The sequence below is a fragment of the Pseudomonas sp. AS2.8 genome (assembly GCF_014190935.1).
Taxonomy (GTDB): Bacteria; Pseudomonadota; Gammaproteobacteria; order Pseudomonadales; family Pseudomonadaceae; genus Chryseomonas.
Map to the genome: position 1 here is coordinate 396963 of NZ_JACHVV010000002.1, position 23467 is coordinate 420429.

Annotated in this window: 23 protein-coding genes; 8 read left to right on the forward strand and 15 right to left on the reverse strand. The window is 67.1% G+C overall.

What is annotated here, in order from left to right; all coding sequences use genetic code 11:
- Positions 1-13 precede the first annotated feature (13 nt).
- Both FHR73_RS08850 and FHR73_RS08855 read left to right on the forward strand, forming a co-directional pair.
- Entirely contained in the window at positions 14-1195 is a 1182-nt protein-coding gene (locus tag FHR73_RS08850; protein WP_183630526.1) for an acetyl-CoA C-acetyltransferase, read from the forward strand.
- A 225-nt stretch (positions 1196-1420) separates the two neighbouring features.
- Positions 1421-2842 carry a short-chain fatty acid transporter gene (locus FHR73_RS08855; protein ID WP_183630527.1) on the forward strand — a complete coding sequence of 474 codons (1422 nt, stop codon included), beginning with the start codon at positions 1421-1423 and terminating at the stop codon, positions 2840-2842.
- 56 nt (positions 2843-2898) lie between these two features.
- On the opposite strand, the gene FHR73_RS08860 is transcribed toward FHR73_RS08855, so the two are convergent.
- From FHR73_RS08860 to FHR73_RS08880, 5 genes are all read right to left on the reverse strand, one after another.
- Positions 2899-3123, reverse strand: a complete 225-nt coding sequence (locus FHR73_RS08860) for a hypothetical protein (protein WP_007159037.1) — start codon at positions 3121-3123, stop codon at positions 2899-2901.
- Between the two features lie 132 nt (positions 3124-3255).
- Entirely contained in the window at positions 3256-4008 is a 753-nt protein-coding gene (locus FHR73_RS08865) for a TerC family protein (protein ID WP_158896822.1), read from the reverse strand.
- Between the two features lie 111 nt (positions 4009-4119).
- Entirely contained in the window at positions 4120-4935 is an 816-nt protein-coding gene (locus tag FHR73_RS08870; protein WP_133859485.1) for a glycine betaine/L-proline ABC transporter ATP-binding protein, read from the reverse strand.
- Positions 4932-5783: a proline/glycine betaine ABC transporter permease gene (locus FHR73_RS08875; RefSeq protein WP_027597557.1), complete on the reverse strand. Its 852-nt coding sequence runs from the start codon at positions 5781-5783 to the stop codon at positions 4932-4934. The genes FHR73_RS08870 and FHR73_RS08875 overlap by 4 nt, the downstream gene beginning before the upstream one ends.
- A gap of 1 nt (position 5784) precedes the next feature.
- On the reverse strand, positions 5785-6744 hold the full coding sequence (locus FHR73_RS08880; protein ID WP_183630528.1) for an ABC transporter substrate-binding protein: 960 nt from the start codon (positions 6742-6744) through the stop codon (positions 5785-5787).
- A gap of 285 nt (positions 6745-7029) precedes the next feature.
- Between FHR73_RS08880 and FHR73_RS08885 the strand changes: the two genes are divergently transcribed.
- On the forward strand, positions 7030-7866 hold the full coding sequence (locus FHR73_RS08885) for an MBL fold metallo-hydrolase (RefSeq protein WP_183630529.1): 837 nt from the start codon (positions 7030-7032) through the stop codon (positions 7864-7866).
- A 330-nt stretch (positions 7867-8196) separates the two neighbouring features.
- On the opposite strand, the gene FHR73_RS08890 is transcribed toward FHR73_RS08885, so the two are convergent.
- The 3 genes from FHR73_RS08890 to hpxO form a co-directional block, all read right to left on the reverse strand.
- On the reverse strand, positions 8197-8979 hold the full coding sequence (locus tag FHR73_RS08890; RefSeq protein WP_183630530.1) for a phosphate/phosphite/phosphonate ABC transporter substrate-binding protein: 783 nt from the start codon (positions 8977-8979) through the stop codon (positions 8197-8199).
- Positions 8980-9025: 46 nt separating this feature from the next.
- Positions 9026-10039, reverse strand: coding sequence for an ABC transporter substrate-binding protein (locus tag FHR73_RS08895; protein WP_017641847.1), 1014 nt, complete (start codon positions 10037-10039; stop codon positions 9026-9028).
- Positions 10040-10114: 75 nt separating this feature from the next.
- The gene (hpxO, locus tag FHR73_RS08900) at positions 10115-11272 is read right to left on the reverse strand and encodes an FAD-dependent urate hydroxylase HpxO (RefSeq protein ID WP_183630531.1); all 1158 of its coding nucleotides are present in this window, start codon (positions 11270-11272) and stop codon (positions 10115-10117) included.
- A 291-nt stretch (positions 11273-11563) separates the two neighbouring features.
- Here hpxO and FHR73_RS08905 point away from each other — a divergent pair, with 291 nt between their 5' ends.
- Positions 11564-12157, forward strand: coding sequence for a Yip1 family protein (locus FHR73_RS08905; RefSeq protein WP_183630532.1), 594 nt, complete (start codon positions 11564-11566; stop codon positions 12155-12157).
- Positions 12158-12228: 71 nt separating this feature from the next.
- On the opposite strand, the gene FHR73_RS08910 is transcribed toward FHR73_RS08905, so the two are convergent.
- On the reverse strand, positions 12229-13005 hold the full coding sequence (locus tag FHR73_RS08910; RefSeq protein WP_183630533.1) for a class III extradiol ring-cleavage dioxygenase: 777 nt from the start codon (positions 13003-13005) through the stop codon (positions 12229-12231).
- Between the two features lie 23 nt (positions 13006-13028).
- Entirely contained in the window at positions 13029-13427 is a 399-nt protein-coding gene (locus tag FHR73_RS08915) for a DoxX family protein (RefSeq protein ID WP_007159049.1), read from the reverse strand.
- Positions 13428-13529: 102 nt separating this feature from the next.
- On the opposite strand from FHR73_RS08915, the gene FHR73_RS08920 reads away from it, so the two are divergent.
- From FHR73_RS08920 to FHR73_RS08930, 3 genes are all read left to right on the forward strand, one after another.
- Entirely contained in the window at positions 13530-14438 is a 909-nt protein-coding gene (locus FHR73_RS08920) for a LysR family transcriptional regulator (RefSeq protein WP_183630534.1), read from the forward strand.
- 106 nt (positions 14439-14544) lie between these two features.
- Positions 14545-14916 (forward strand): YkgJ family cysteine cluster protein, encoded by a 372-nt coding sequence (locus tag FHR73_RS08925; protein ID WP_183630535.1) that lies wholly within the window; start codon positions 14545-14547, stop codon positions 14914-14916.
- Between the two features lie 397 nt (positions 14917-15313).
- The gene (locus FHR73_RS08930) at positions 15314-15586 is read left to right on the forward strand and encodes an HU family DNA-binding protein (RefSeq protein ID WP_007159052.1); all 273 of its coding nucleotides are present in this window, start codon (positions 15314-15316) and stop codon (positions 15584-15586) included.
- Between the two features lie 100 nt (positions 15587-15686).
- Here the strand turns inward: FHR73_RS08930 and FHR73_RS08935 are convergent, their stop codons facing one another.
- From FHR73_RS08935 to lpxO, 4 genes are all read right to left on the reverse strand, one after another.
- The gene (locus FHR73_RS08935; RefSeq protein WP_183631532.1) at positions 15687-18761 is read right to left on the reverse strand and encodes an error-prone DNA polymerase; all 3075 of its coding nucleotides are present in this window, start codon (positions 18759-18761) and stop codon (positions 15687-15689) included.
- Positions 18758-20167 (reverse strand): DNA polymerase Y family protein, encoded by a 1410-nt coding sequence (locus tag FHR73_RS08940; RefSeq protein ID WP_183630536.1) that lies wholly within the window; start codon positions 20165-20167, stop codon positions 18758-18760. Before FHR73_RS08940 ends, FHR73_RS08935 begins: the two co-directional genes overlap by 4 nt.
- 7 nt (positions 20168-20174) lie before the next feature.
- Positions 20175-20789, reverse strand: coding sequence for a translesion DNA synthesis-associated protein ImuA (gene imuA, locus FHR73_RS08945; protein ID WP_183630537.1), 615 nt, complete (start codon positions 20787-20789; stop codon positions 20175-20177).
- A 122-nt stretch (positions 20790-20911) separates the two neighbouring features.
- Positions 20912-21811 (reverse strand): lipid A hydroxylase LpxO, encoded by a 900-nt coding sequence (gene lpxO / locus FHR73_RS08950; RefSeq protein WP_183630538.1) that lies wholly within the window; start codon positions 21809-21811, stop codon positions 20912-20914.
- 178 nt (positions 21812-21989) lie between these two features.
- Here lpxO and FHR73_RS08955 point away from each other — a divergent pair, with 178 nt between their 5' ends.
- Positions 21990-22475 (forward strand): DUF4124 domain-containing protein, encoded by a 486-nt coding sequence (locus FHR73_RS08955; RefSeq protein WP_183630539.1) that lies wholly within the window; start codon positions 21990-21992, stop codon positions 22473-22475.
- A 14-nt stretch (positions 22476-22489) separates the two neighbouring features.
- Here FHR73_RS08955 and FHR73_RS08960 read toward each other — a convergent pair whose 3' ends face one another.
- A complete protein-coding gene (locus FHR73_RS08960) occupies positions 22490-23434 on the reverse strand; it encodes a transporter (RefSeq protein ID WP_183630540.1) in 945 nt (314 codons plus the stop codon).
- Between the last annotated feature and the right edge of the window lie 33 nt (positions 23435-23467).

Genomic DNA, 23467 nt, shown 5'->3' on the forward strand with positions numbered 1-23467 from the left:
GGAGACCCCTACCATGCAAGACGTCGTCATCGTCGCCGCCACCCGCACCGCGGTCGGCAGTTTCCAGGGCTCCCTGGCCAATGTGCCCGCGGTGGAGCTCGGCGCCACCGTCATCCGCGCCCTGCTGAAGCAGACCGGCGTGGCACCCGCCGAGGTGGATGAAGTCATCCTCGGCCAGGTACTCACCGCCGGTGCCGGCCAGAATCCGGCGCGGCAGGCGGCGGTCAAGGCCGGCCTGCCCCACGAAGTGCCGGCACTGACCCTGAACAAGGTCTGCGGCTCCGGCCTCAAGGCGGTGCAGCTGGCCGTCCAGGCGATCCGTTGCGGCGACGCCGAGATCGTCGTCGCCGGCGGCATGGAGAACATGAGCCTGGCGCCCTATGTGCTGCCCAAGGTGCGCACCGGCTTGCGCCTGGGCCATGCCGAGCTGGTCGATTCCATGATCAGCGACGGGCTGTGGGATGCCTTCAACGACTACCACATGGGCCAGACGGCGGAGAATCTGGTGGAGCGGTACCAGCTCAGCCGCGAGGCCCAGGACAATTTTGCCGCGCGCTCCCAGCAGCGCGCCGCGGCGGCGGTGGAATCCGGCCGCTTCCGCGAGGAGATCGCCCCGGTGCTCATCCCCCAGCGCAAGGGCGAACCGCTGGCGTTCGACACCGACGAAGGCATCCGCGCCGATACCACCGCCGAGGGCCTGGCACGGTTGCGCCCGGCCTTCAACAAGGATGGCAGCGTCACGGCCGGCAATGCTTCCAGTCTCAACGACGGCGCCGCCGCGGTGCTGGTGATGAGCGCGGCCAAGGCCACCGCCCTGGGCCTGACACCGCTGGCGCATATCGCCGCCTATGCCAGCGCTGGGGTGGACCCGGCGATCATGGGCATCGGCCCGGTCTCGGCGACTCGCAAGACCCTGGAAAAGGCCGGCTGGCAACTGGCCGACCTGGATCTGATCGAGGCCAACGAAGCCTTCGCCGCCCAGGCCCTGGCCGTGGGTCAGGAGCTGGGTTGGGATGACGAGAAGGTCAACGTCAACGGCGGCGCCATCGCCCTGGGCCATCCCATCGGCGCCTCGGGTTGCCGCGTGCTGGTGACCCTGCTCCACGAATTGCGCCGCCGTGAGGGTCGTCGGGGTCTCGCGACCCTGTGCATCGGCGGTGGCCAGGGCGTGGCCCTGGCGGTGGAGCGACGCTAGCCACCCGTAGGTTGGGCTGAGCGCAGCGAAGCCCAACGATCCTGACCCAGCCCCTCAGGTTGGGCCTCGACGATAGAGCTTTCTCAACCCAACCGATGTCTCGATGCGCAAAGCCCTAGGGTGGGTAACGGTGCAGCCTTACCGGTCCCAACGCGTGGAAAAGGCTGCGCCGTTTTCCACCCTACTGCTGATGTTCTCCTGAAAAAAACAACAAAAGGATCTCCCATGACCACCACCCCTTCCCGCGATTCGCGCAGCGCGCGCTTCGCCCTGGCTTGCTCCAACTGGGCCGAGCGCTGGTTTCCCGATTCCTGGGTGTTCGCGGTGCTCGCCGTGGCCGTGGTGGCCCTGGCCGCCCTCGGCATGGGCGCGCCGGCAGCCAAGACCGCCAAGGCCTTTGGCGACGGTTTCTGGAGCCTGATTCCCTTCACCATGCAGATGGCCTTCGTGGTCATCGGCGGCTATGTGGTGGCCAGTTCCGGTCCGGCCGGGCGCCTGATCGAGCGCCTGGCGCGGGTGCCCCGCACCGGCCGTGGCGCGGTGTGCTGGGTGGCCCTGGTGGCCATGCTCGCCTCCCTGCTCAACTGGGGCCTGAGCCTGGTGTTCGGCGGCCTGCTGGTGCGCGCCCTAGCCCGCCGCGAAGAACTCAAGATGGACTATCGCGCCGCCGGCGCTGCGGCCTACCTGGGCCTGGGCGCGGTCTGGGCGCTGGGGCTGTCGTCGTCGGCAGCGCAGCTGCAGGCCAATCCCGCCAGCCTGCCACCGTCGATCCTCGCCATCACCGGGGTGATTCCCTTCAGCCAGACGCTGTTCCTCTGGCAATCCGGCGCCCTGCTGCTGGTGCTGCTGGTGGTCTCGGCGGTGATCGCCTATGTCACCGCGCCGGGACCGGACAGCGCACGCGATGCCCGCGCCTGTGGCGTCGACGTCACCCCGGCGCCCAAGCCGGCAGCCAGGCCGACCCGTCCGGGCGAGTGGCTGGAATACAGTCCGATCCTGATCGTGCTGCTGGTGCTCCTGGCCGCCGGCTGGCTGGTACAGGAATTCGCCAGCAAGCCGGCCATCGAGGCCATCTCCGGGCTAAACACCTACAACCTGCTGTTCATCTCCCTGGGCGCCCTGCTGCACTGGCGGCCGCGGCATTTCCTCGACGCCGTGGCCCGCGCCGTGCCGGCCACCACCGGGGTGCTGATCCAGTTTCCGCTGTACGGCTCCATCGCCGCGATCCTGACCAAGGTCAATGGCGCCGATGGCCAGACCCTGGCGCACCATATCGCGGCATTTTTCACCCAGATCGCCACCCACGACACCTTCGCCCTGCTGATGGGCGTCTACTCGGCGCTGCTGGGGTTCTTCATCCCCTCGGGTGGGGGCAAGTGGATCATAGAGGCGCCCTATGTGATGCAGGTGGCCAACGACCTGCAGTATCACCTGGGCTGGGCCGTGCAGATCTACAACGCCGCCGAGGCATTGCCGAATCTGATCAATCCCTTCTACATGCTGCCGCTGCTGGGCGTGCTGGGGCTGAAGGCGCGCGACCTGGTCGGCTTTTCCTTCGTGCAGCTGCTGGTCCATGCACCCCTGGTGCTGGTGCTGCTGTGGCTGTTGGGGGGAACGTTGGCCTATCTGCCGCCGGTACACCCGTAGCTCGGGTGAGGCGCAGAAGGTAAGGCGGGAGGGGTAAAGCGGAAGCCGGCTGAATCTCAGCCGGCGATGGCCAGGCGGGTGCTGTCGATGATGGCCTGCAGGCGGCTCGGGTTGCTGTATTCGTCGCGATAGATCCGGCGGGTGTGCTTGGCCACACCATGTTCGTTGACGACGATGAAGGAAAAACCACGCTTGCTGGGCGCGTCGATGACGCAGCTCATCGGCGCGAAAGCGGCGCTGAGGGCATGCATGGCGTTCTGGGCTTGGGCTTGTATGTTCATGACTTCAGTTGTAAACCTCACGTGTGACGCTGCTATGACAAAGGTCTTGACCGATAGTGCCTAGACTTGCCAGTTATTGTTAGCAATAGGCGTGCCGGAATGTAACAAAGCCTTTTCCGGCACGCCCTGCCCTCACTTGCCGGCAGCCTGCTGGCGACGCTTGGCCCGCCGCGACAGCATGTTCAGCCCCTCGATCAGCGCCGAGAAGGCCATGGCCGCGTAGATGTAGCCCTTGGGCACATGGGCGCCGAAGCCTTCGGCGATCAGGGTCATGCCGATCATGATCAGGAACCCCAGCGCCAGCATCACGACGGTCGGGTTGCGGTCGATGAACTTGGCCAGGGGGTCGGCCGCCAGCAACATGACGGTCACCGCCACCACTACCGCGATCACCATCACCGGCAGGTGCTCGGTCATGCCGACGGCGGTGATGATGCTGTCCACCGAGAACACCAGGTCCAGCAGGAGGATCTGCACGATGGCCGAGCCGAAGGCAAGGGTCGCCGTCTCGCCGCCCTTGGTCAGGGCGCTGTCGGGCTCGGGATCGACGTTGTGGTGGATCTCCTTGGTCGCCTTCCACAGCAGGAACAGGCCACCGGCGATGAGGATCAGGTCCTTCCAGGAAAAGCTCTTGCCGAATACCTCGATGATGGGTTCGGTGAGCTGGACGATCCAGGCCACGGTACCGAGCAGACCCAGGCGCAGGATCAGCGCCAGGCTGATGCCGATGCGACGGCCCTTCTGCTGTTGGTGAGCGGGCAGCTTGTTGGTCAGGATGGAGATGAAGATGAGGTTGTCGATGCCCAGCACCACCTCCATCACGATCAAGGTGGCCAGGGCAGCCCAGACGGTCGGGTCGGCGGCGAGTTGTAGCAGATAGTCCATTGCGGCGCGGTTCCAGTGGGAAGAGAAAGGCCTGACAGGGTCAGGCCGCAGGTCTCACCATCAGAGCCTCGCGCCTGTGAAATGCTCGTGAAGGCCTCTGCCGCAATTGTTTCAAACTGTCGCAGCGGTACGCCGCTGGACGAAGCGCGCCACATAGTCGTCGGCCGGCTGGCCGAGGATGTCTGCAGGGGTGCCCACCTGCACCAGCCGACCGTCGCGCAGGATGGCGATGCGATTGCCCAGGCGCAGCGCCTCGTCCAGGTCATGGGTGATGAAGACGATGGTCTTGTGCAGGCGCTGTTGCAGTTCCAGCAGTTGCTCCTGCATCTCGGCGCGGATCAGCGGATCGAGGGCGGAAAAGGCCTCGTCCATCAGGATGATCTCGGTATCGGCCGCCAGGGCACGGGCCAGGCCGACCCGCTGGCGCATGCCGCCGGAGAGCTGGTGTGGCCACTTGCGCTCGTAGCCGGCCAGCCCGACCACCTCCAGCCAGTGCAGCGCCCGTTCGCGGCAGACCGCCTTGGGCTCGCCCCGCACCTTGAGGCCATAGGCGACGTTGTCCAGCACCCGCCGATGCGGCAGCAGGCCAAAGCTCTGGAACACCATGCTGATGCGCTGGCGGCGCAATTCGCGCAGCGCCGGCAGTGGCAGCTGGAGGATGTCCTGGCCATCGATGAGGATGCGCCCGCTGCTGGGATCGATCAGCCGGTTGAAGTGGCGCACCAGGGTCGACTTGCCGGAACCGGAGAGGCCCATGATGACGAAGATCTCGCCCTCGGCGATTTCCAGGGACAGATCGTCCACCCCCACCACGCAACCCGTGCGGGCGAGGATATCGGCCTTGTCGTGCCCTTCGCGAAGCAGGGCCAGGGCTGCCTGCTCGCGTTTGCCGAAGATCTTGGAGACCCGCTCGACGACGATCTTCATCGCTCCACCTCGTGGCGCTGGCGGCCATAGGCCTGGGTGATGCGGTCGATGACCACGGCGAGGATGACGATGGCCAGGCCCGCCTGCAGGCCCTTGCCCACGTCCAGGGTCTGGATGCCCACCAGCACCTCTTCACCGAGACCACGGGCGCCGATCATGGAGGCGATCACCACCATGGACAGCGCCATCATGGTGGTCTGGTTGATGCCGGCCATGATGCTTGGTAGCGCCAGCGGCAGCTGCACGCCGAACAGCTGCTGCCAGCGACTGGCGCCAAAGGCGTTGACCGCTTCCATGACCTCGCGATCGACCTGGCGGATGCCCAGGTCGGTGAGGCGGATCAGCGGTGGCGCGGCATAGATCACCGTGGCGAAGATCGCCGGCACCTTGCCCAGGCCGAACAGCATCAGCACCGGGATCAGGTACACGAAGCTGGGCATGGTCTGCATGATGTCCAGCAGCGGCATCAGCACCAAACGCAAGCGGGCGCTGCGGGCACAGAGGATGCCCAGGGGCACGCCGATGATGACCGCGATGGCGGTGGCCACCAGCACCAGGGCCAGGGTCTGCATCAGCTTGTCCCACAACCCCAGGGCCCCGACCAGGAACAGCAGGCCGGTGATCAGCAGGGTCGGCAGCACCCGGCGGGTGGCATGGGCGGCCAGGGCCGCGACGATCAGCAGCAGCGCCCACCAGGGAGTGCCGCGCAGCAGGCCCTCGAGCCAGACGATGGCCTGCAGCAGGGTGTCGGAGATGGTCCGGAAGACGTCGCCGTAGCGGGTCACCAGCCAGTCCACCCCGCGATTGACGGCGTCGGCGAAGGAAAAGGTCAGGCCTTCGGGAAACATTCTAGAGCGCCGCCTGGATCTTGCTGCGCGCCGCCGCGTCGGTCACCCAGGCCTGCCAGAGTTCGGGATGGGCCTTGAGCAGCGCCTTGGCGGCGGCGGGGGCGTCCTGCTTGGCGTCGGCCTGCTCGGCCAGGGTGCGATTGAGCAGCTCGATGGGCACATTGACCCGACTCAGCACGGCCACCAGTTCGGGGGCGCCGTCGTGGAAGGACTTGGAGAGGCCGGCCTGCACCTGGATGCGCTTGACTTCGCCATCACGCGGCTTGAGCTGCACCATGTCGACCCGGCCCAGCAAGGGCGTCGGCGACCAGTAGTAGGTGAGGATCGGCTGCTTGCGCTTGGTGGCCGAGACGATGGCCGCATCCAGCGCCGGCCCGGTGCCGGGGCGGAAGTTGGTGTATTTGTCGCTCAGGCCGTAGCTCTGCAGCATTTGGGTGTTTTCCAGTTCGCAGGTCCAGCCGGCGGGGCAATTGTAGAAGCGGCCCTTGCCCGGTTCTTCCGGATCGCGGAACAGCTCGGCGTACTGACCCAGGTCGGCGATGCTCTTCAGCTTGGGCGCCTTGGCGCCCTCGCCTTCCACCAGATAGCGTGGCACGTACCAGCCTTCGGTGGCGCCTTCGATGGGCGCGCCCACGCCGACCACCTTGCCGGCCGCGGCGGCCTTGTTCCAGGCCTCGCTGCGGCCGATCCACTCCTCGGCGAACACCTGGATGTCGTTGTTGCCCAGCGCCTGCTCCAGGGTGATGGAGTTGCCGGGGATGCTATCCACCTTGCAGTCGTAGCCGTGCTGCAGGACGAAGCCCATCAGTTCGGTGAGCAGCATGCCGCTCTCCCAGTTCACCCCGGCGAACTTGACCGGCTTGCTGGCGCACCAGCTGTCGGCCTGGGCGGTGCCGGCGGCGAGCAGGCCAAGGGAAAGGCCGGCGGTCAGGAGGGAACGGCGGGGAAAGGCTATGGGCATGAGTGGCTCCGTCTGCACTGGGAGGACCAGGGCGGCAAAGCCGGTCCGCTGGCGATCCTACCTTGGTCAGCGCCGACGGCTCAGGGTTCAGCCAGAGGCCCTGGCACTGCCCTTACCTGCCTCGGCGGCGCTGCATCCGGGAGCGTGCTCCGGTTGATCGATCGTCGCCCCCTCGGGTCCGTCGATCTCTCTTAACCGGCTGCGACACCCGCGCGAATGGCCGCTGCGCTCGAACTTTGCCCACGCGCATCTCTTCTACCGGAGGCCACCCTCGCGGAGCCGATCATGCGTATCCATCACCTCAACTGCGGCTGCATGTGCCCCCTGGGCGGGGCGCTGTACGACGGTTTCAGCCGCGGACTCGCCGCCCACCTCGCCTGTCATTGCCTGCTGGTGGAAACCGACCGGGACGGCCTGGTGCTGGTGGATACCGGTTTTGGCGAAGCCGATCTCAGGGAGCGCGGCCGGCGGCTGAGTCCGTTCTTCCGGCTGATGAATCGCATCCAGTACGATCCCGAACTCAGCGCCCTGGCGCAGCTCCGCCGCCTGGGCTTTCGTCCCGGCGATGTCCGCCATATCGTGCTGACCCACCTGGATTTCGACCACGCCGGCGGTCTGGACGACTTTCCCCAGGCCCAGGTCCATGTGCTGCAGCGGGAATGGGATGCGCAGCGCCAGCGCCATGGCTTCATCGGTCGCCGCCGCTACAGCCCGGCGCAGTGGCAAGGCATCCGCCACTGGCATTTCCACGAACCCCGGGGCGAGGCCTGGCACGGGTTCGCCAGCGTGCGCGACCTGCCCGGCCTGCCGCCGGAAATCCTGATGATCCCCCTGCCCGGCCATACCCCGGGTCATGCCGGGATCGCCATCCAGCACGACGGGGGTTGGTTGCTGCACGCGGGCGACGCCTACTTCTATCGCGACGAGATGCGCCAGCCCGACCGTCACTGCACACCGGGCCTGAGGTTCTACCAGCGCTTGATGGAAGCCGACCGCGCCAGTCGCCTGGACAACCAGGCGCGCCTGCGCGAACTCTCCCTGCGCCAGGACCTGGGGCTGACGCTGTTCTGCAGCCATGACCTGGTGGAGTTGCGGCGGTTGCAGGAAGGCGCACAGGTCTAGATGCCGTAGGTGGGGCCGAGCGTAGCGAAGCCCAACGCCACCAGGCTGAATCCCTCGTGTCGGGCTTCGACGGTAAAGCCGTCTCAACCCAACCTACGTATGGCCCACTGACGCGATTCACCGTAGGTTGGGTTGAGCGCAGCGAAGCCCAACAGGGCCCTGGCCGAACCGCCTCGTGTTGGGCTTCGACGGTAGAGCCATCTCAACCCAACCTACGCGTGGCCCGCTGACGCGATACACCGTAGGTTGGGTTGAGCGCAGCGAAGCCCAACAGGGCCCTGGTTGAACCTCTCGCGTTGGGCTTCGACGCTGGAGCCGTCTCAACCCAACCTACGCAATCACCGGATAGCCCTGCTCCACCGCCTCCCGGCGCCAGTCCAGCAGGGGCAGATAGGTCGTCTCGTCCACTGCCGTCACCCCGTCCAGGGCAAGGATGTCGGCCAGCGCAGGATCGGCGGCCAATGTGTCGCTCAAGGCAGTGCGCAAGGCCTCCACTTCCGCGTCCGAACGACTGGCGGCGGTGATGAAGGGCAGTGCCGGACTGGTGCGAGTGCGTTGCAGCAGGCGCAGACCGGCGACACGCTCGGGTTGGGCGCGTTGCAGATAGCCATAGGTCACGGCATCCACCGAGGCCACATCGGCATGCCCCTGCTGCAGCAGCGCCAGGCTGTTGGCGTGGCTCTCGCTGACGATCATCTCGCCGAAGAAGCGAGCGCGCTCGGCGAGGGGCGCCACCGCATGGCGCAGCAGATTCATGCCGGTATTGGAATCCAGTCCGTTGAGGGCGACACGCTTGCCGCGCAGATCGGCCAGGCTGGTCGCCTCCAGCGTCTCGGGCACCAGGATGAAGGCGCAGTGCTCGGCTGCCTGGCAACCCTCGAAGCGATAACGCGGCGCGGCGACCAGCCGTACCTGGCCGCGCAGGCGGGTCGCCCAGGGATAGCCGCAGGTCTGGGCCAGCAGGAGCTCGGGATGCGTCCAGAGCGCCGACAGCTCCTCGGGCGCGAGGTCGAGCGTCTCGCCCAAGCGCAGCGCCACGGCCTCGGCCAGTTGGCGATAGGCATCGCGCACCTCGGCAGGCTCGACGTACATGGTAAGGGCGGCAACGGTCATGGGCGGCTCCAACACGGAAAACCGCTATTATCCCCTATCACTGCGCCTAGAGCGCCGCCTTTACCCGCTCGGCGTTTTCCGCCGGCAGCCAGGTCGTCCAGATCTCCGGATGCTCCTTGAGGAAACGCTTGGCCACGACCTGGGCGTCTTCGCGTTTCTCGGCCATGCCGGCGAGGATGCCGTTGAACTGGTCGAGGGGGAATTCGACCTTCTCGAACAGCGCCACCAAGGCCGGCGCCTTGTCGTGCAGGTCGCGGGACACGCCGATGGTGATCTTGGCCGGCAGCGAGCGCGACGGCAGCGGATTGGGGTTCTTCGGATCCGACAGGGTATCCCAGGCCTTCTCGCTGAACGGCGGCTCTTCCAACTGGACCAGTTTGTAGCGGCCCATCAGCGGAGTCGGCGACCAATAGTAGAAGAGCACCGGCTCGCCACGGCGCATGGCGGTGGCGATGGCCGCGTCCAGCGCGGGGCCGGTGCCGGTGCGGAAGTTGGTGTAGCTGTCGGTCAGCTGGTAGGCCTTGAGCTTCTGGCTGTTGACGATCTCGCAGGTCCAGCCGGTCGGGCAGTTGAGGAAACGGCCCTTGCCGGGCTCTTCCGGATCGCGGAACAGCTCCTTGTAGCGCGGCAGGTCGGCGACGCTCTTCAGGTCCGGTGCCTTGGCCTGGATGCCGCGCGCGGGGTCGCCCTTGACCAGGTATTCCGGAACCCACCAGCCCTCGGTGGCGCCCTTGACCGTCTCGCCGACGGCAAAGACCTTGCCGGCCTTTTCCGCCGCGCGCCAGGCCGGACTGCGGCCGGCCCACTGCTCGCCGGTGACCTGGATGTCGTTTTGCGCCAGGGCGTTTTCTAGGGTCACGGTGTTGCCCGGTACGCTGTCGGTCTGGCAGCCATAGCCCTTCTCCACCAGCAGGCGCAGCACCTCGGTGGTGAACATGCCGCTCTCCCAGTTGGGGCCGGCGAATTTCACCGTCTGCGGATAGGGACAGCCGCCGTCGGCGGCGAAGGCCAGCGGGGTGATGGCAAGGCTGGCAAGGGTCAGGGCGAGACGCAGGCGCATGGGCTAACTCTCCGACGAGGACGTGGGCCTTTCGACCCCCGACACTGCCATTCGTCCCCGCAGGCCAGGGCTATTTCACAGCGGACCGCCCTCCGCGGTCTTGCGCAGGCCGGCGATCACCGTCTCGCCGGTTTCCCGGGCCAGCTCGGCGTACCAGGACTGGGTAGCCAGGGGTTCGTGGCCGTGGGTGATCTCGCAGCGCTTGCGCGCTCGCTCGACGATGCCGGCGACCCGCTCGAGTCGCGCCTTCTCATAGGCTTGCAGGGCCGCGAGCGGATCGGCCTCGGCGTCCAGGCAGCGCGCCAGCACCCAGGCATCCTCCATGGCCTGGCAACCGCCCTGCCCCAGGTCCGGGGCCATGGCATGGGCGGAATCGCCCAGGAGCGCCACCCGGCCCTGCACCAGGGTCGGCAACGGCCGGGTATCGTGGATCTCCACGCGAGCCACACCCTGGGGATCCAGCCGTTCGATGAGGCGCTGCACCGGCGGTGCCCAGCCGGCGAAGTGCTCGGCCAGTTCCGCGCGGTAATGGCTGCGGTCGTTGAGCGTGCCCTTGGGCAGGGGCACGTCGAAGAAGAAATAGAATTCATCGCCGCCCATGGGCATCAGGGAAACACGCTGGTGCGCCCCGACGAATTGCGCCCAGTCGTGGGCCTCGGCCAGATCCGGCGCGATCTTCACCCGCCCGTTCCAGTTCACGTAGCCGCAGTACTCACGGGTGACGGCCTGGCCCACCACCCGCTCCCGCAGGCGCGAGTGGGTGCCATCGGCGGCGATCAGCAGGTCGGCTCGTTCGCGACGACCGTCGCCGAGGAGCACGGTCACCCCGGCCGCATCCTGCTCGAAGCCCTCGCAACCGACACCCAGGGTCACCCGCTCGGCGCCCACGGCTTCGAGCAGCAGTCGCTGCAGGTGGGCCCGGGCGATGGGGCGCGCTGACCGGCCCACGGCGGCATAAAGAGGCAGCAGGCTGAACTGGGTGAGCAACCGTCCCTCCTGGTCCTGGTAGCTCATGGTCTGCATGTCACCGCTGACTGCGGCGATGGCGGACCCGAGGCCCAGGTATTCGAGTACCTTGACGCCGTTGGGCCAGATGGAGATGGCCGCGCCGATCGGGGCCAGATCCTGGGCCCGCTCGAACAGACGGACTCGGTGCCCGGCCTGCTGCAACGCCAGGGCGGCAGTGAGACCGCCCATGCCGGCGCCGGCGATGATGATGTCGAGAGATGGCATGACGGACCTCGTTGACCGGTAACAGATGCCTTGGGCAAGCAATTTCCTGTCCAGGTGGTCAGGTATTGCCTTCCGGGCGATGGCTGGACAGCAGAGACTCAGAAACGCACCAGCCTGGTGCTCTGTGACCATTGGTCGCTTCGTTTGCAGGCAGGCTGCCCTTCGTCGGCTCGCATGACGCATTCCAGAGCTCTTCTATACTCCTAAGGTAGTCGCCAGTCGCGTTGTACCCAGCGTTCGCCATCCATAGAGGCCCGCTTGCGGCGACCACAGCGGGTGAGGAGCAGGATCATGATCAATCATGTCTGGGGCCTGCTGGCCCATCCCGATCGCGAGTGGCAACAGATCCGTCGCGAAGGGGAAACGGTCGGGCATTTCTTTGCCCATCATGTCGCCTTCCTGGCGGCCATTCCCGTCGTCGCTTCCCTGGTGGGCACCACCACCTTCGGCTGGCGCTTCGGCGGCGGTGAAGCCCATGTGCTGGACCTGCCCACGGCGGTGGTCCTGGCGGTCATCAGCTATGCGCTGATCATGGCGGCGGTGGTGGCCATGGGTCATGTGATCCATTGGCTGGCACGGCGCTATCCGGATCGCCCCAGTGCCAATCGCTGCATCCTGTTCGCCGGCTACGTGGCCACGCCCATGCTGCTGAGCGGCCTGGTGGGCTTCTATCCGCTGGTGTGGCTGTGCGCCATCGCCGGAATCGTTGGCCTGGCCTATTCGGCCTACCTGCTCTATACCGGCATCCCCTCCTTCCTCAATATCGACCAGCGGGAAGGCTTCATCATGTCCGGTTCCACCCTGGCCATCGGGGTGCTGGTGCTGGAGGTGCTGATGGCCACCACGGTGCTGATGTGGGGCTATGGTCCCAGGCTGTTTGGCTGATCGAAGGTCGTTCTGCCGCCAACAAAAAGCCCGGATCCGTTACCGATCCGGGCTTTTTTGTTGGCGAGCGGCTAGTGGCGGGAAAAGCTGTAGAGATCCATGGCCAGGATGCGATGGGCGATGCCGTCATGATGGACGCTGAAGGTGCCCGCGGGATCGGCCGCGCCCAGGGCGACGAACAATGGCAACAGGTGCTCGTCGGTGGGATGGGCCTGACGGGCCTGAGGCGCCTGACGCCGGTAATCGAGCAAGGCGTCAAGGTCCCGCTCGCGCAGGCGGGTCTGAATCCAGTGTTGGAAGTCCCGCACATAGCCTGGGGATTCGGCGCCACCACGGCGGAAGTCACCGAGGTTGTGGGTCAGGCTGCCCGAACCGATCAGCAGGGTGTCCGCCGGTAGCACCCTGGCCAGCGCCTGGCCCAGGGCATAGTGATAGTCCGGTCCGCGGGCAGCGCTCATCGACAGCGGCACCACGGGAATCCGAGCGTCGGGATAGAGATAACGCAGCGGCACCCAGGCGCCATGATCCAGCCCCTGCTCGCCGGTTTCGGCCTCCCAGCCCTGCTCACGCAGCCCCTGCGCCAGCTGCTCGGCCAGGGCCGGAGCGCCAGGCGCGGGATAGTCCAGCCGGTAGAGGGCCTCGGGAAAGCCATAAAAGTCATGGACGGTAGCCGGCCGCTTGGCGCTGCCGAACAGCGGCACCCGGGTATCGAAGTGCGCCGAGACCACGACGATGGCGGCCGGGGTCGGCAGCGACCGTCCCAGGGCGCGCCAGGCCGTTCCCGCCGCGCCGGCGTCGAGCGCCTCCATGGGCGAACCGTGAGAAACGAACAGGGTGGGAAGCGACATGCTGGCGACCTCTCGAGCGGGGTTCAGGAACGCTTGCGGGCATCCCAGGAGAGCTGGCCCGCGCCCAGCAGCGCCAGGGCGGCCGCGGTCACGGCAAGAAAGACCGGATATTCCCAGCCGCCATGGGGATTGGAGAAGGACCAGCCGTTGCCGAAATGGACCGTCGCGGCCGCGAACAGTTGAACGGCGGCGACTGCCGCGACCGGACGCACCCAGGCGCCCAGGATCAGGAGCACACCCGCGCCCAGTTCGAAGAAGGTGACCGGATAGGCCAACCAGCCGGGAAAGCCCACCGAGGCGAAGAAACCCGCCGTACCCGGCAGGGTGAACACCAGCAGCTTGGTCAGGCCGTGGGCCAGGAACATGGCGCCCAGGGCCAGGCGCAGCAACAGCGGGGCGTAGGATGAAGTACGGTCGGTCATGCTGATTCTCGAACAGAAGAACGATGACGCTATTGTCCTGTTTCCAGCACGCGAATAAAGGCGCACCCTGGGAATGAACTGTGCACGCTATGGAAACAATCCTTGGATACCCTGAGAGCCCTGCAGGCCTTTATCAAGATCGTCGAACTGGGCAGCCTGACCGCCGCGGCGGAGCGGCTGGAGCTGTCACGCTCAGCGCTCACCAAGCACCTGGCGGCCCTGGAGCGCCACTACGGCACCCGCCTGCTGCAACGCACCACCCGCACCCTGAGCCTGACCGAGGCCGGGCGTACGCTGCATGAAGGGCTGGTCCCGCTGCTGGGTGATCTGGAAGCCCTCGAACAGCGCCTGCAGGAAGGCCACGAGCGGCCCCGGGGGCGGCTCAGGGTCAGTGCGCCCCTCACCTTTGGCGTACGTCACCTGGCACCGCTGGTGAGCAGCTTCCTGCATGAGTACCCCGAGGTCGCCATCGACCTGGAGCTGAGCGATCGCCAGGTGCGCCTGGTCGAGGAAGGCTTCGACCTGGCCGTGCGCATCGGTGACCTCAGCGACTCGAGCCTGGTGGCGCAACCCCTGGGAGCGGTCGAGCTGTTCATCTGCGCTGCACCCGCCTATCTGCAGCGCCAGGGTCGACCCGAGCACCCCGCCGCATTGCGTGAGCACCGCTGCCTGCTCTACAGCTACGCCAGCGATGGCGATCACTGGGAATTCCAGCGTGAGGGGGAGCGCCTGCAGGTCAAGGTCAGCGGCCCCCTGCGCGCCAACAATGGCAGCGTCCTGCACCAGGCAGCGTTGGACGGCCACGGCATCATTCGCCAGCCGGATTTCCTGGTGGGCGATGACCTGGCGGCGGGTCGCCTGGAACGACTGTTTGCCCCCTGGCATACCCAGGCCATCGCCATTCACGCTCTCTATCCCCATCGGCGCCTGGTGCCGGCCAAGGTGCGGCTGTTCATCGCCTGGCTGCAGCGACATCTGGTCACACCCGAGCACCTGAAAAGACTGCCGTAGGTCGCCGCCGAACGGTCGTTGGCGGGGGCTTCGCAGCCTCACGGGGCTTGCCTAGAATCCGTGGCTGTCCCGCCGGCCCTGCCGGTTCCTGCGATGGCTTTCGTCCATGTCGACCGAGAATCCTTGCCTCAGCTGTGGCGCCTGCTGCGCCCATTTCCGTGTGTCTTTCTATTGGGGCGAATGCCAGTCGGCAGGCGGCCTGGTGCCCGACCAACTCACCCTCGCGGTCAGCCCGCATCTGGTGGCCATGCAGGGCACCGAGCAGAAGCCGGTACGCTGCGCGGCATTGCTCGGCGAGGTGGGCTGCGGCACGCGCTGCACCATCTACGAGAACCGCTCCAGCACCTGCCGCGAGTTCACCGCCGCCTGGGAGAACGGCGAAGCCAATCCGCACTGCGATTCCGCCCGTGCGGCCTATGGCCTGCCGCCCCTGACGCCACCGTTGCAGCCGCATATTTCACCCGACCGCGTAGCTTAGGCACTGTACGAAAACTGCCTGCGCTCGGTGATGCTTCGTTGAAAAACCTTTCGGAATGCTCATTTACCATTTGTAAACTCCGCTTCCTCAAGGTTTTTCGCCTCGCTTCACCATCGCTCGGCGACTTTTCGTTCAGCGCCTGGAGGAAACCAAACGGCCATCGCCGCTGCCCAAAAAGGCGACGGTTGGGCTGTGAAGCGTGGAAAATGCAGTGCGGATCAGGTTTTCACGTCCCTGCCAGATCGAATACCCTATCGTTTTTTCGCCCGCTATGCGTATCCTGTAGCGCCGAACAACAAGGCTGCTTCAACCGGCCACGTAGAGGCTCACAAAGGCTCTACGCAAGGCAAAGCTGCCGCTATACTGCCTGGCCAATACTCACACATGGAGTTTTTACATGAATAAAGCTGAGCTGATCGACGCCATTGCCGCGTCTGCCGACCTGCCCAAGGCCACCGCTGCCAAAGCCCTGGACGCCTTCACCACTGCGGTGACCGACGCCCTGAAGCAAGGCGACAGCGTTAGCCTGGTCGGTTTCGGAACTTTCGCAGTAAAAGAGCGCGCTGCTCGCGAAGGCCGCAACCCGCAGACCGGTGCCACCATCAAGATCGCCGCTGCCAAGCTGCCCGGCTTCAAGCCCGGCAAAGGCCTCAAAGACGCCGTCAGCTAAGACTGCGTTGGTCGATTCTTGTCTTCCGGGCGCTTCAGAGCGCTTCGGAAGACAGTCCCCCGCTCCACCCGTTCTTCCCCGCCTTACCTCCCCTTGCGCCCTAGTGGAAATCCCGACTCGACACCATGAGCTCGTCGAGCAGCGGACTCAGGTCGGTCAAGCGACCGGCGATCAGGTGCTGCACCCCCGCTTCCCGTTCCAGATGTCCTTCGACCTGTAGCAGCCGTGCCTGCAACAGCGGTCGTCGCTGCTGTTCGCCCACCGCGCGCCAGACCACCACATTGAGCATGCCGTGCTCGTCTTCCAGGGTCACGAAGATTACCCCGCTGGCCGTGCCCGGGCGCTGTCGTCCGCGCACCAGTCCGGCTACCCGCACCAGGGCACCGGGCCTGATCTCGTCCAGCTGACGGAAATCCCGGCAGCGCCGTGCCTGGAGTTGGCCGCGCAACAGACTCAGCGGATGGGGTCCCAGGGTGGTGCCCAGCATGCGGTAGTCGGCGTGGACGTCCTCCGCGACGCTGGGCGCGGGCAAGGCCGGGGGCTCCTCCAGGCCGCTGTCCGCCGATTCGAACAGCGGCAGCTGGCGCTCCACCCCGGCCATGGCCCAGCGTGCCTGATGGCGATCCCCGGCCAGCTCCGCCAGGGCGCCGGCCTCGGCCAGCTGTCCACGCGCCCGGGCATCCAGCTCGGCCCGGCGACAGAGGTCCTCGACGTCGCGAAAGGGCTGCGTGCCCCGCGCCGCGACCAGACGCTGGCCAGCCGCTTCCGCCAGCCCCTGCACCAGGCGCAGGCCCAGGCGGATCGCCGGCTGATGACCGGCACCCGCCTCCAGCCGGCAATCCCAGTCACTGGCCTGCACGGTCACCGCGCGCACCTCGATGCCGTGGCGCCGGGCGTCCTGCAATACCTGATCCGGACTGTAGAAACCCATCGGCCAGCTGTTGACCAGGGCACAGGCGAAGGCGGCCGGCTCGTGGCACTTGAGCCAGGAGCTGGCATAGGTCAGCAGGGCGAAGCTGGCGGCATGGGATTCGGGGAAGCCGTAGCTGCCGAAGCCTTTGATCTGCTCGAAGAGGCGCGCGGCGAATTCCGGGCGATAGCCGCGCTCGACCATGCGGCTGTGCAGCCGTTGGCGATGGGGTTCGAGACCGCCGTGGCGCTTCCAGGCCGCCATGGAGCGACGCAGCTGATCGGCCTCGCCGGGCGTGTACTGGGCGGCGACCATGGCGATCTGCATCACCTGTTCCTGGAACAGCGGCACCCCTAAGGTACGTTCCAGGGCTGGACGCAATTCGTCATGGGGATAGTCCGCCTCCTCTTCCCCGTTCCGGCGGCGCAGATAGGGATGCACCATGTCGCCCTGGATGGGACCAGGACGGACGATGGCCACCTCGATCACCAGGTCGTAGAGGGTTTGCGGCCTGAGACGCGGCAGCATGGCCATCTGGGCGCGGGATTCGATCTGGAACACCCCCACCGTGTCGGCGCGCGAGATCATGGCGTAGGTGGGCTTGTCTTCCTGGGGCAGGCTGGCCAGGGTCCAGCGCTGGCCGCGCCAGCCGGCGACCAGGTCGAAGCAGCGGCGCAGGGCGCTGAGCATGCCCAGGGCGAGGATGTCGACCTTGAGCAGGCCCACGGCATCGAGGTCGTCCTTGTCCCACTGGATCAGGGTACGTTCGGGCATGGCGGCGTTTTCCACCGGCACCAGCGTCGCCAGGGGCGCTGCGGAAATGACGAAGCCACCGGGATGCTGGGAGAGATGCCGGGGAAAGCCGATCAGTTGGCCGGCGAGGATGAGCACCCGCTGCAGCAGGGGGCTGTCGGGATCGAAACCGGCTTCGCGCAGGCGCTGCGGACCGGGGATCTCGTCGGTCCAGCGCCCGGCGCACCCGGACAGGGCATCGAGCTGGTCACCCGGCAGGCCCAGGGCCTTGCCGACATCGCGCAGGGCGCCGGCGGCATGATAGGCGCTGACCACCGCGGTGAGCGCGGCCCGCTCGCGTCCATAGCGGCGAAAGACGTATTGGATGACCTCTTCGCGCCGCTCGTGCTCGAAGTCGACGTCAATGTCGGGCGGCTCGTCGCGCTCGCGGGAGATGAAGCGCTCGAACAGCAGATTGCCGGTGAGCGGATTAAGCTCGGTGATGCCCAGCGCATAGCAGACCACCGAGTTGGCCGCCGAGCCGCGGCCCTGGCAGAGGATGTGCTGGCGGCGGGCGTAATCGACGATGTCGTGCACGGTGAGAAAGTAGTTCTCGTAGCCCTTTTCGGCGATCAGCGCCAGCTCCCGGGCCACCTGGTCGGTGACCCTTTCCGGCGCGCCCGCCGGCCAGCGCCAGGCCAGGCCGCGGCGGGTCAGCTCGGCCAGCCAGGAGCCGGCCGTCTCCCCGGCGGGTATCACCTCCTGGGGATAGCGATAGCGCAATTCGCCCAGATCGAAGCGACAGCGGGCGGCGATCCTCAGGGTCTCGGCGCGCAGCGCCGCGGGATAGAGGCCTTCGAGCACCGTCAGCGGGCGCAGATGGCGCTCGCCGTTGGGATGCAGGCGATAGCCGGCCTCGGCCACCGGCAGGTGATGGCGGATGCCGGTGAGCACATCCTGCAGGGCCCGGCGCCCACGGGTGTGCATGTGCACGTCGCCACAGGCCACTGCCGGCACGCCCAGCTGGGTGCCCAGTGCCTGTACCTGCAGGAGTCGGGCGGTGTCGTCGGCGCCGCGCAGCAATTCGACGCCGACCCAGAGGCGCTCGGCGAAGACCTGCTTGAGCCAGGCGCCCTCCTCGGCCACGGGTTCTTCTGCCGGCAACCAGATCGCCAGTAACCCGGGCAGTGGCGACTGCAGATCCGCGCGACCCAGCTGGTAGCGGCCCTTGGGCGCACGACGGCGCGCCCGGGTGATCAGGGCGCAGAGGGTCTCGTAACCCGGCAGATCCTCCACCAGCAGCACCAGGCGCAGGCCGTCGTCGAGGGTCAGCTCGCTGCCGACGATGAGGGGCAGCCCGACCTGGCGCGCCGCCTGCCAGGCGCGGACGATGCCGCTCAGGGTGCCTTCGTCGGTAATGGCCAATGCCGTGTAACCCAGCGCCTTGGCCCGCTCGAACAACTCCAGGGCGCTGGAGGCACCGCGCTGGAAACTGAAATTCGACAGGCAGTGCAACTCGGCATAGCCGCTCATGCGAACCAGCCCTGGATCCACCAGGGCGTCTCCTCACCATAGCGGCGAAAGGCCCAGGCCTGGCGTCCGTCGGCCACCTCGATGCGGTAGTAGTCGCGGCGCTGGTCACCCCCGTCCCACCAGCCACTTTCGATGCGTTCAGGGCCGGCGAGGACCCGTCTCGGCTGACCATCGAGCGGGCGCGGTTCGCTGAGCAGCCAGCCCGGACGCAGACCGGGCAACGCGGTCTCCGGGTGTCGTTCCTGGCGCCAGACCAGGGCGCGCTCGGGACGGTGATCCGCCTGGATGCCAAGGCCGAGTACCGCTGCTTCGCCCAACCGCGCACGCAGGCGCTCGCGCAGCACCTCCCAGCCCACGGCCTGGGCAGGGCGTTCGTCGAACAGGCCATGGCGCTCCGGCACGAAGAGCGGCAACTCCTCGCTTTCCAGGCGCAGCGCCAGTACCGGCGCCACCACCTGCAGCTGTTCGAGACGACCACGGGTGAACTCGAACAGCAGGGCAGCATCGCGCTCGGGCGCCAGCAGGCCGATGGTGAGGGCGGTGGCCGGACCCTGGCGATGCTCCAGCCAGAGCAGGAAGCGCTGCACGCCACGGTCGCGACTGGCCAGCCAGGCGGCCAGGTCGGCGGTGAGGCGACGCAACGGGAACAGCAGGGCCTGGTGGGATTCCACCTCGAAATTGAGCTCCACCCGCGTCACGAAACGATCGGGGGGTCGATAGAATTCCAGCGCCAGGCTGCGGCTGCCCCCCAGCAGATCCAGCTGCTGCAGGAGCTCCGGGGCGAAGCGCCGGGCCAGGGCGGCCCTGGGCAGGGCCTTGAGCTGTTCCAGGCGGCGGATACCCATGCGTGCCAGCGCCTGGGCCTGCTGGGGGGCGAAACCGGCCCGCTCCACGGGGAGTCGATCGAGCAGGCGCGGCAGCTCATCGGCGGAGGCGGCCAGGCCATCGGCGACATTGGTCAGCACCCGCGCCGCCACCGGATTGGGTGCCAGGGCCAGCCGATGGCGAAAACCCAGGTCCTGGAGTTCCTCGCGCAGGCGCCGTTCCAGCCGCGGCCAGGGTCCCAGCAGCGGCAGGCTGGACTGCACCTCCAGCAGCAGCGCCCGGGGGTAGTGGCGACTGACCTGGGAGCTGAAGCCATAGCCCCAGGCCGCCAGCAGTGTCTCGGCCGTCTCGATGAGCGCCGGATCGTGCTCCTGCTGCTCGAAGTCGCGGGTCAGGGCCTGGGCGGCGGCGAGGGTCAGGCCCGGGCGCAGCCCCAGCGCCCGGGCGGCCGGATTGACCGCCTGCAGCAGACGACGGTGCGCTGGTCCGGAGAGCAGCACCAGCGGCTGCTCCGGCTGCGGATGACGGCGCAGCACGGCATCCAGCGCCAGCTGCGGAAAGAGGATGCAGGCCCAGCGCATGGCAAGCTCAAGCGCCGCCGGCCAGATCGAGCACGCCGGGTTGGCCGCCTCGGCATTTGCGGATGTGCAACCGTTCCAGGGGGGCCCGGAGTTCCAGGCGCAAGGCCGCTGGCGAGGGATTGTCCAGGGCAGCGGCCGGACGCAGGGCGAAGGCCAGGGTGCGACCGCTCTCGGCGGCGACCTGCAGCCGGCGCAACTGGCGGTCGTCGGCGCGCTCGGGCCAGCAGAGCACCGCGCCAAAGCACCCCGAACGCAGGCATTGCTCGGCGGCCCAGAGCACCTCGGCGCCCTGGGCGCGGATCACCACCAGGGAATCCAGCGCCACGCCGGCCGCCTGCCAGGCCAGGGGATAGGGCAACAACGGCGGCGCGATCAGGGCGATGCGCTCGGCAGCCTGGCTCAGGCGCGCCAGGGTCGGCCAGAGCAGCCGCAACTCGCCATGACCGGGGCCGGCGAGCAGCAATTCGGTGAGGGCCGCCTCGGGCCAGCCGGCGCCAGGCAGATGGGCATCCAGGGCAGCGACCCCGGTGGGCTGGGCACTGCGCCGGGCCTCGGGACTGGTCTGCCCCTTCCACAGGCGCCGCTCCTCGAACAGCCGGGCCAGGCTGGCGCCGCCGCTCATGCCGCCAGACCTGCAGGGGTGTTGTCCATGGCCATCGCCTCTATCTGTATATGCATACAGTATTAGAGGCGATTCGCATCGGGGTCAAGTCGAACCGCTGTCCACGTCGATGAAACGGCTGGTCAGATCCAGATCACCACGCCGACCAGCGCGGCCAGCAACAGCCACTGTTCGAGGTAGTAGCGGAAGCGGTTGCGCTTCTTCAGCGCCTTGCCGCGCTGGCGGATGCGATAGAGGTGCCGGAAGGCGCGATTGAGGCCGCCAGTCTTGTCGCTGGCGTCATTGGGCGAGGCCGCCGAGGCCAGCAGGGTGCCGCTGACCCAGCGGTTGAAGACGCTCGCCCAGCGATAGCGCAGCGGCCTTTCCACGTCGCAGAACAGGATGATGCGATCCTGGTCGGTGGTGTTCTCGGCGTAGTGGATGAAGGTTTCGTCGAACACCACCGCCTGGCCATCGCGCCAGTGATAGCGCTGGCCGTCCACCTCGATGAAGCAGCGCGGATCGTTGGGCGTGGCCAGGCCCAGGTGATAGCGCAGGGAGCCGCCATAGGGATCGCGATGGCGCACCAGTCGCGACCCGGGCGGCAACTCGGCGAACATGGCTGCCTTGACCGTGCCGATACCGCGCAGCAATTCGGTGGTCCTGGGGCACAGCTGCATGGCGGAGGGATGGCTGTCGCCGTACCACTTCAGATAGAAGCGCTTCCAGCCGCTCTTGAAGAAGGAGTTGAAGCCCGCATCGTTGTGCTCGGCGGATTTCTTGATCTGGCCAGCGCGCAGCAGGTCGAGGGCCTCGTCGCGGATCAGCTGCCAGTTGTCCTGCAGCACCTGAAGTTCGGGAAAGCGCTCCACGGCATGGTAGGGCGCGTTGGGCACCCGCGAGGTCAGGAACATGAAGGTGTTCAACGGCGCCAGAAAGGTTGAATGGTCACTGAGCTGACGCAAAAAACGATGGCGCACCCGGCCGCGCAGGTGCACGTACAAAACACAGAGAAAAAAACTGCCGATCACGAACCACTTCACGTGTCGCTGCCCTGGAAAGAATGTTTCAGGATGTTATACGCCTCACCGGGATCAGGCCTAGCTCTTGAGGTCTGACCATTAGCCGCAGGCTTGATCGGGAAAGCCTGCCTCCCCTGGGAGCCCTGGCGGGCATCTTGTATCCTGCAGGTGACAATTCGAGTGCCCGGAGGGCCTCATCATGCGTTCGCTGTTCTATGGCCTGCTGCTCGCCAGTGGCGTCGTGGCCGCTCAGGATGTCTACAAGTGCGTGGACGACCAGGGCCGGACGACCTATACCCAGGGCGCCTGCCCGACGAATAGTCAGATCACCACCATTCCGCTGCAGAGCCTGCCCGAGAGCAACGGCTTCACGCCGCCGCCCCGGCCCGCCGCGCCCCCGCCAGTCAGCGCGCCGCGCGAGGTCACCGTGGTACCCGCCCCCGCTGCCAGCCGCCAACGTCCGGTCGACGACGTCACCGTGGTCGGCGGCTCTTCGTCCTCTTCCAGTTCGCGGCAGGAAACCGAGGTGCGCGGCTCTGGCATCATCTATCAGCCGGTGCCGGTCTACATCGACCGCCGGCCGCGCAACGAGTCCTGGCACATGGTGCCCCATCCCCAGGCCCAGCAGCCCCAGCCGCCGGCGCCTCCTCCGCCGCCGAACCGGGGCATCCCCATCGATCGCTAGGGCTAGCGCTAACGCTAGAGCTTGTGCAGGAAGTTGACGACGAACTTGCGCCCCTCGGTGCGGTTCTCGGCGTCCTGCTCGAAGTAGCTGTTGACGGTGACCAGGTTCTCCCGGGAAAAGGCGTAGGTGAAACCCGGGCCCCAGGCCCAGACCCTTTCCCGCCGGCCGCTGACGTCGTGACCATCGACCTGGGTATCGGTGATCTGCCGGAGCCAGTAGCCGCTCAGGCCGACGCTGAGGCGATCGTTCAGCGCGTACTGGGTGGCGAAGTTGGCGTGCAGCGCCTGGCCGGCCTGGGTGTCGGAGACCGCGCCGAAGCTGCGTAGCGGCTGGTCGTTCCGGCCGTTCCACAGGTACCAGAAGCGCCCGGTGACCGACCACTGGGGCGTCAGCCAGTAGGTGGTGGCGTAGTAGGGATTGAAGGACCAGAAGTTGCTGCCCGGGTTGATCGCCCGGTCGCGGTCGTAGCGACCGGTGGGGGCGACGATCTCGGCCTCGATGCGTTGCGCCCAGCGCGGTCCGCCGTCGGGGCGGGTGGTGGTGGGCAACTGCAGGAAGGCGCCCAGGGTCAGGTCCCCTACCCCTTCGCGAGCGCTCAGCGCCTGGCCGCCGAGACCGTCATCGACATCGGCATGGGCCAGCCAGGGCAGGATGGCAGTGAAGCCGGGCATGGCGCCATTGGCCAGGGGCTGGCCGAGGTAGATCAGCTGGGTGACCGGGGCGAAGGTGGTCAGCTCCTGCTTGGGCAAGGGCAGCTTGCGGCCGTCCTGGTCGTTGAAGCGGCTGGTCTTGCCATAGATCAGGTACTCCGACAGGTACCAGCCGGGGCCATCCGGCGCCGGGGCGCCGTCGTAGAAGCTGGTGGAGCCGAGATTGAGACCGGGCAGGTCGTAGGCCTGGGCCACTGTGGAGGCGAGACTGGCCGCGGCCAGCAGACCGAATCCGAAACGTATGCGCATGACGTCGTCCTGGAGTTGTTCTTGTTGTGGGAA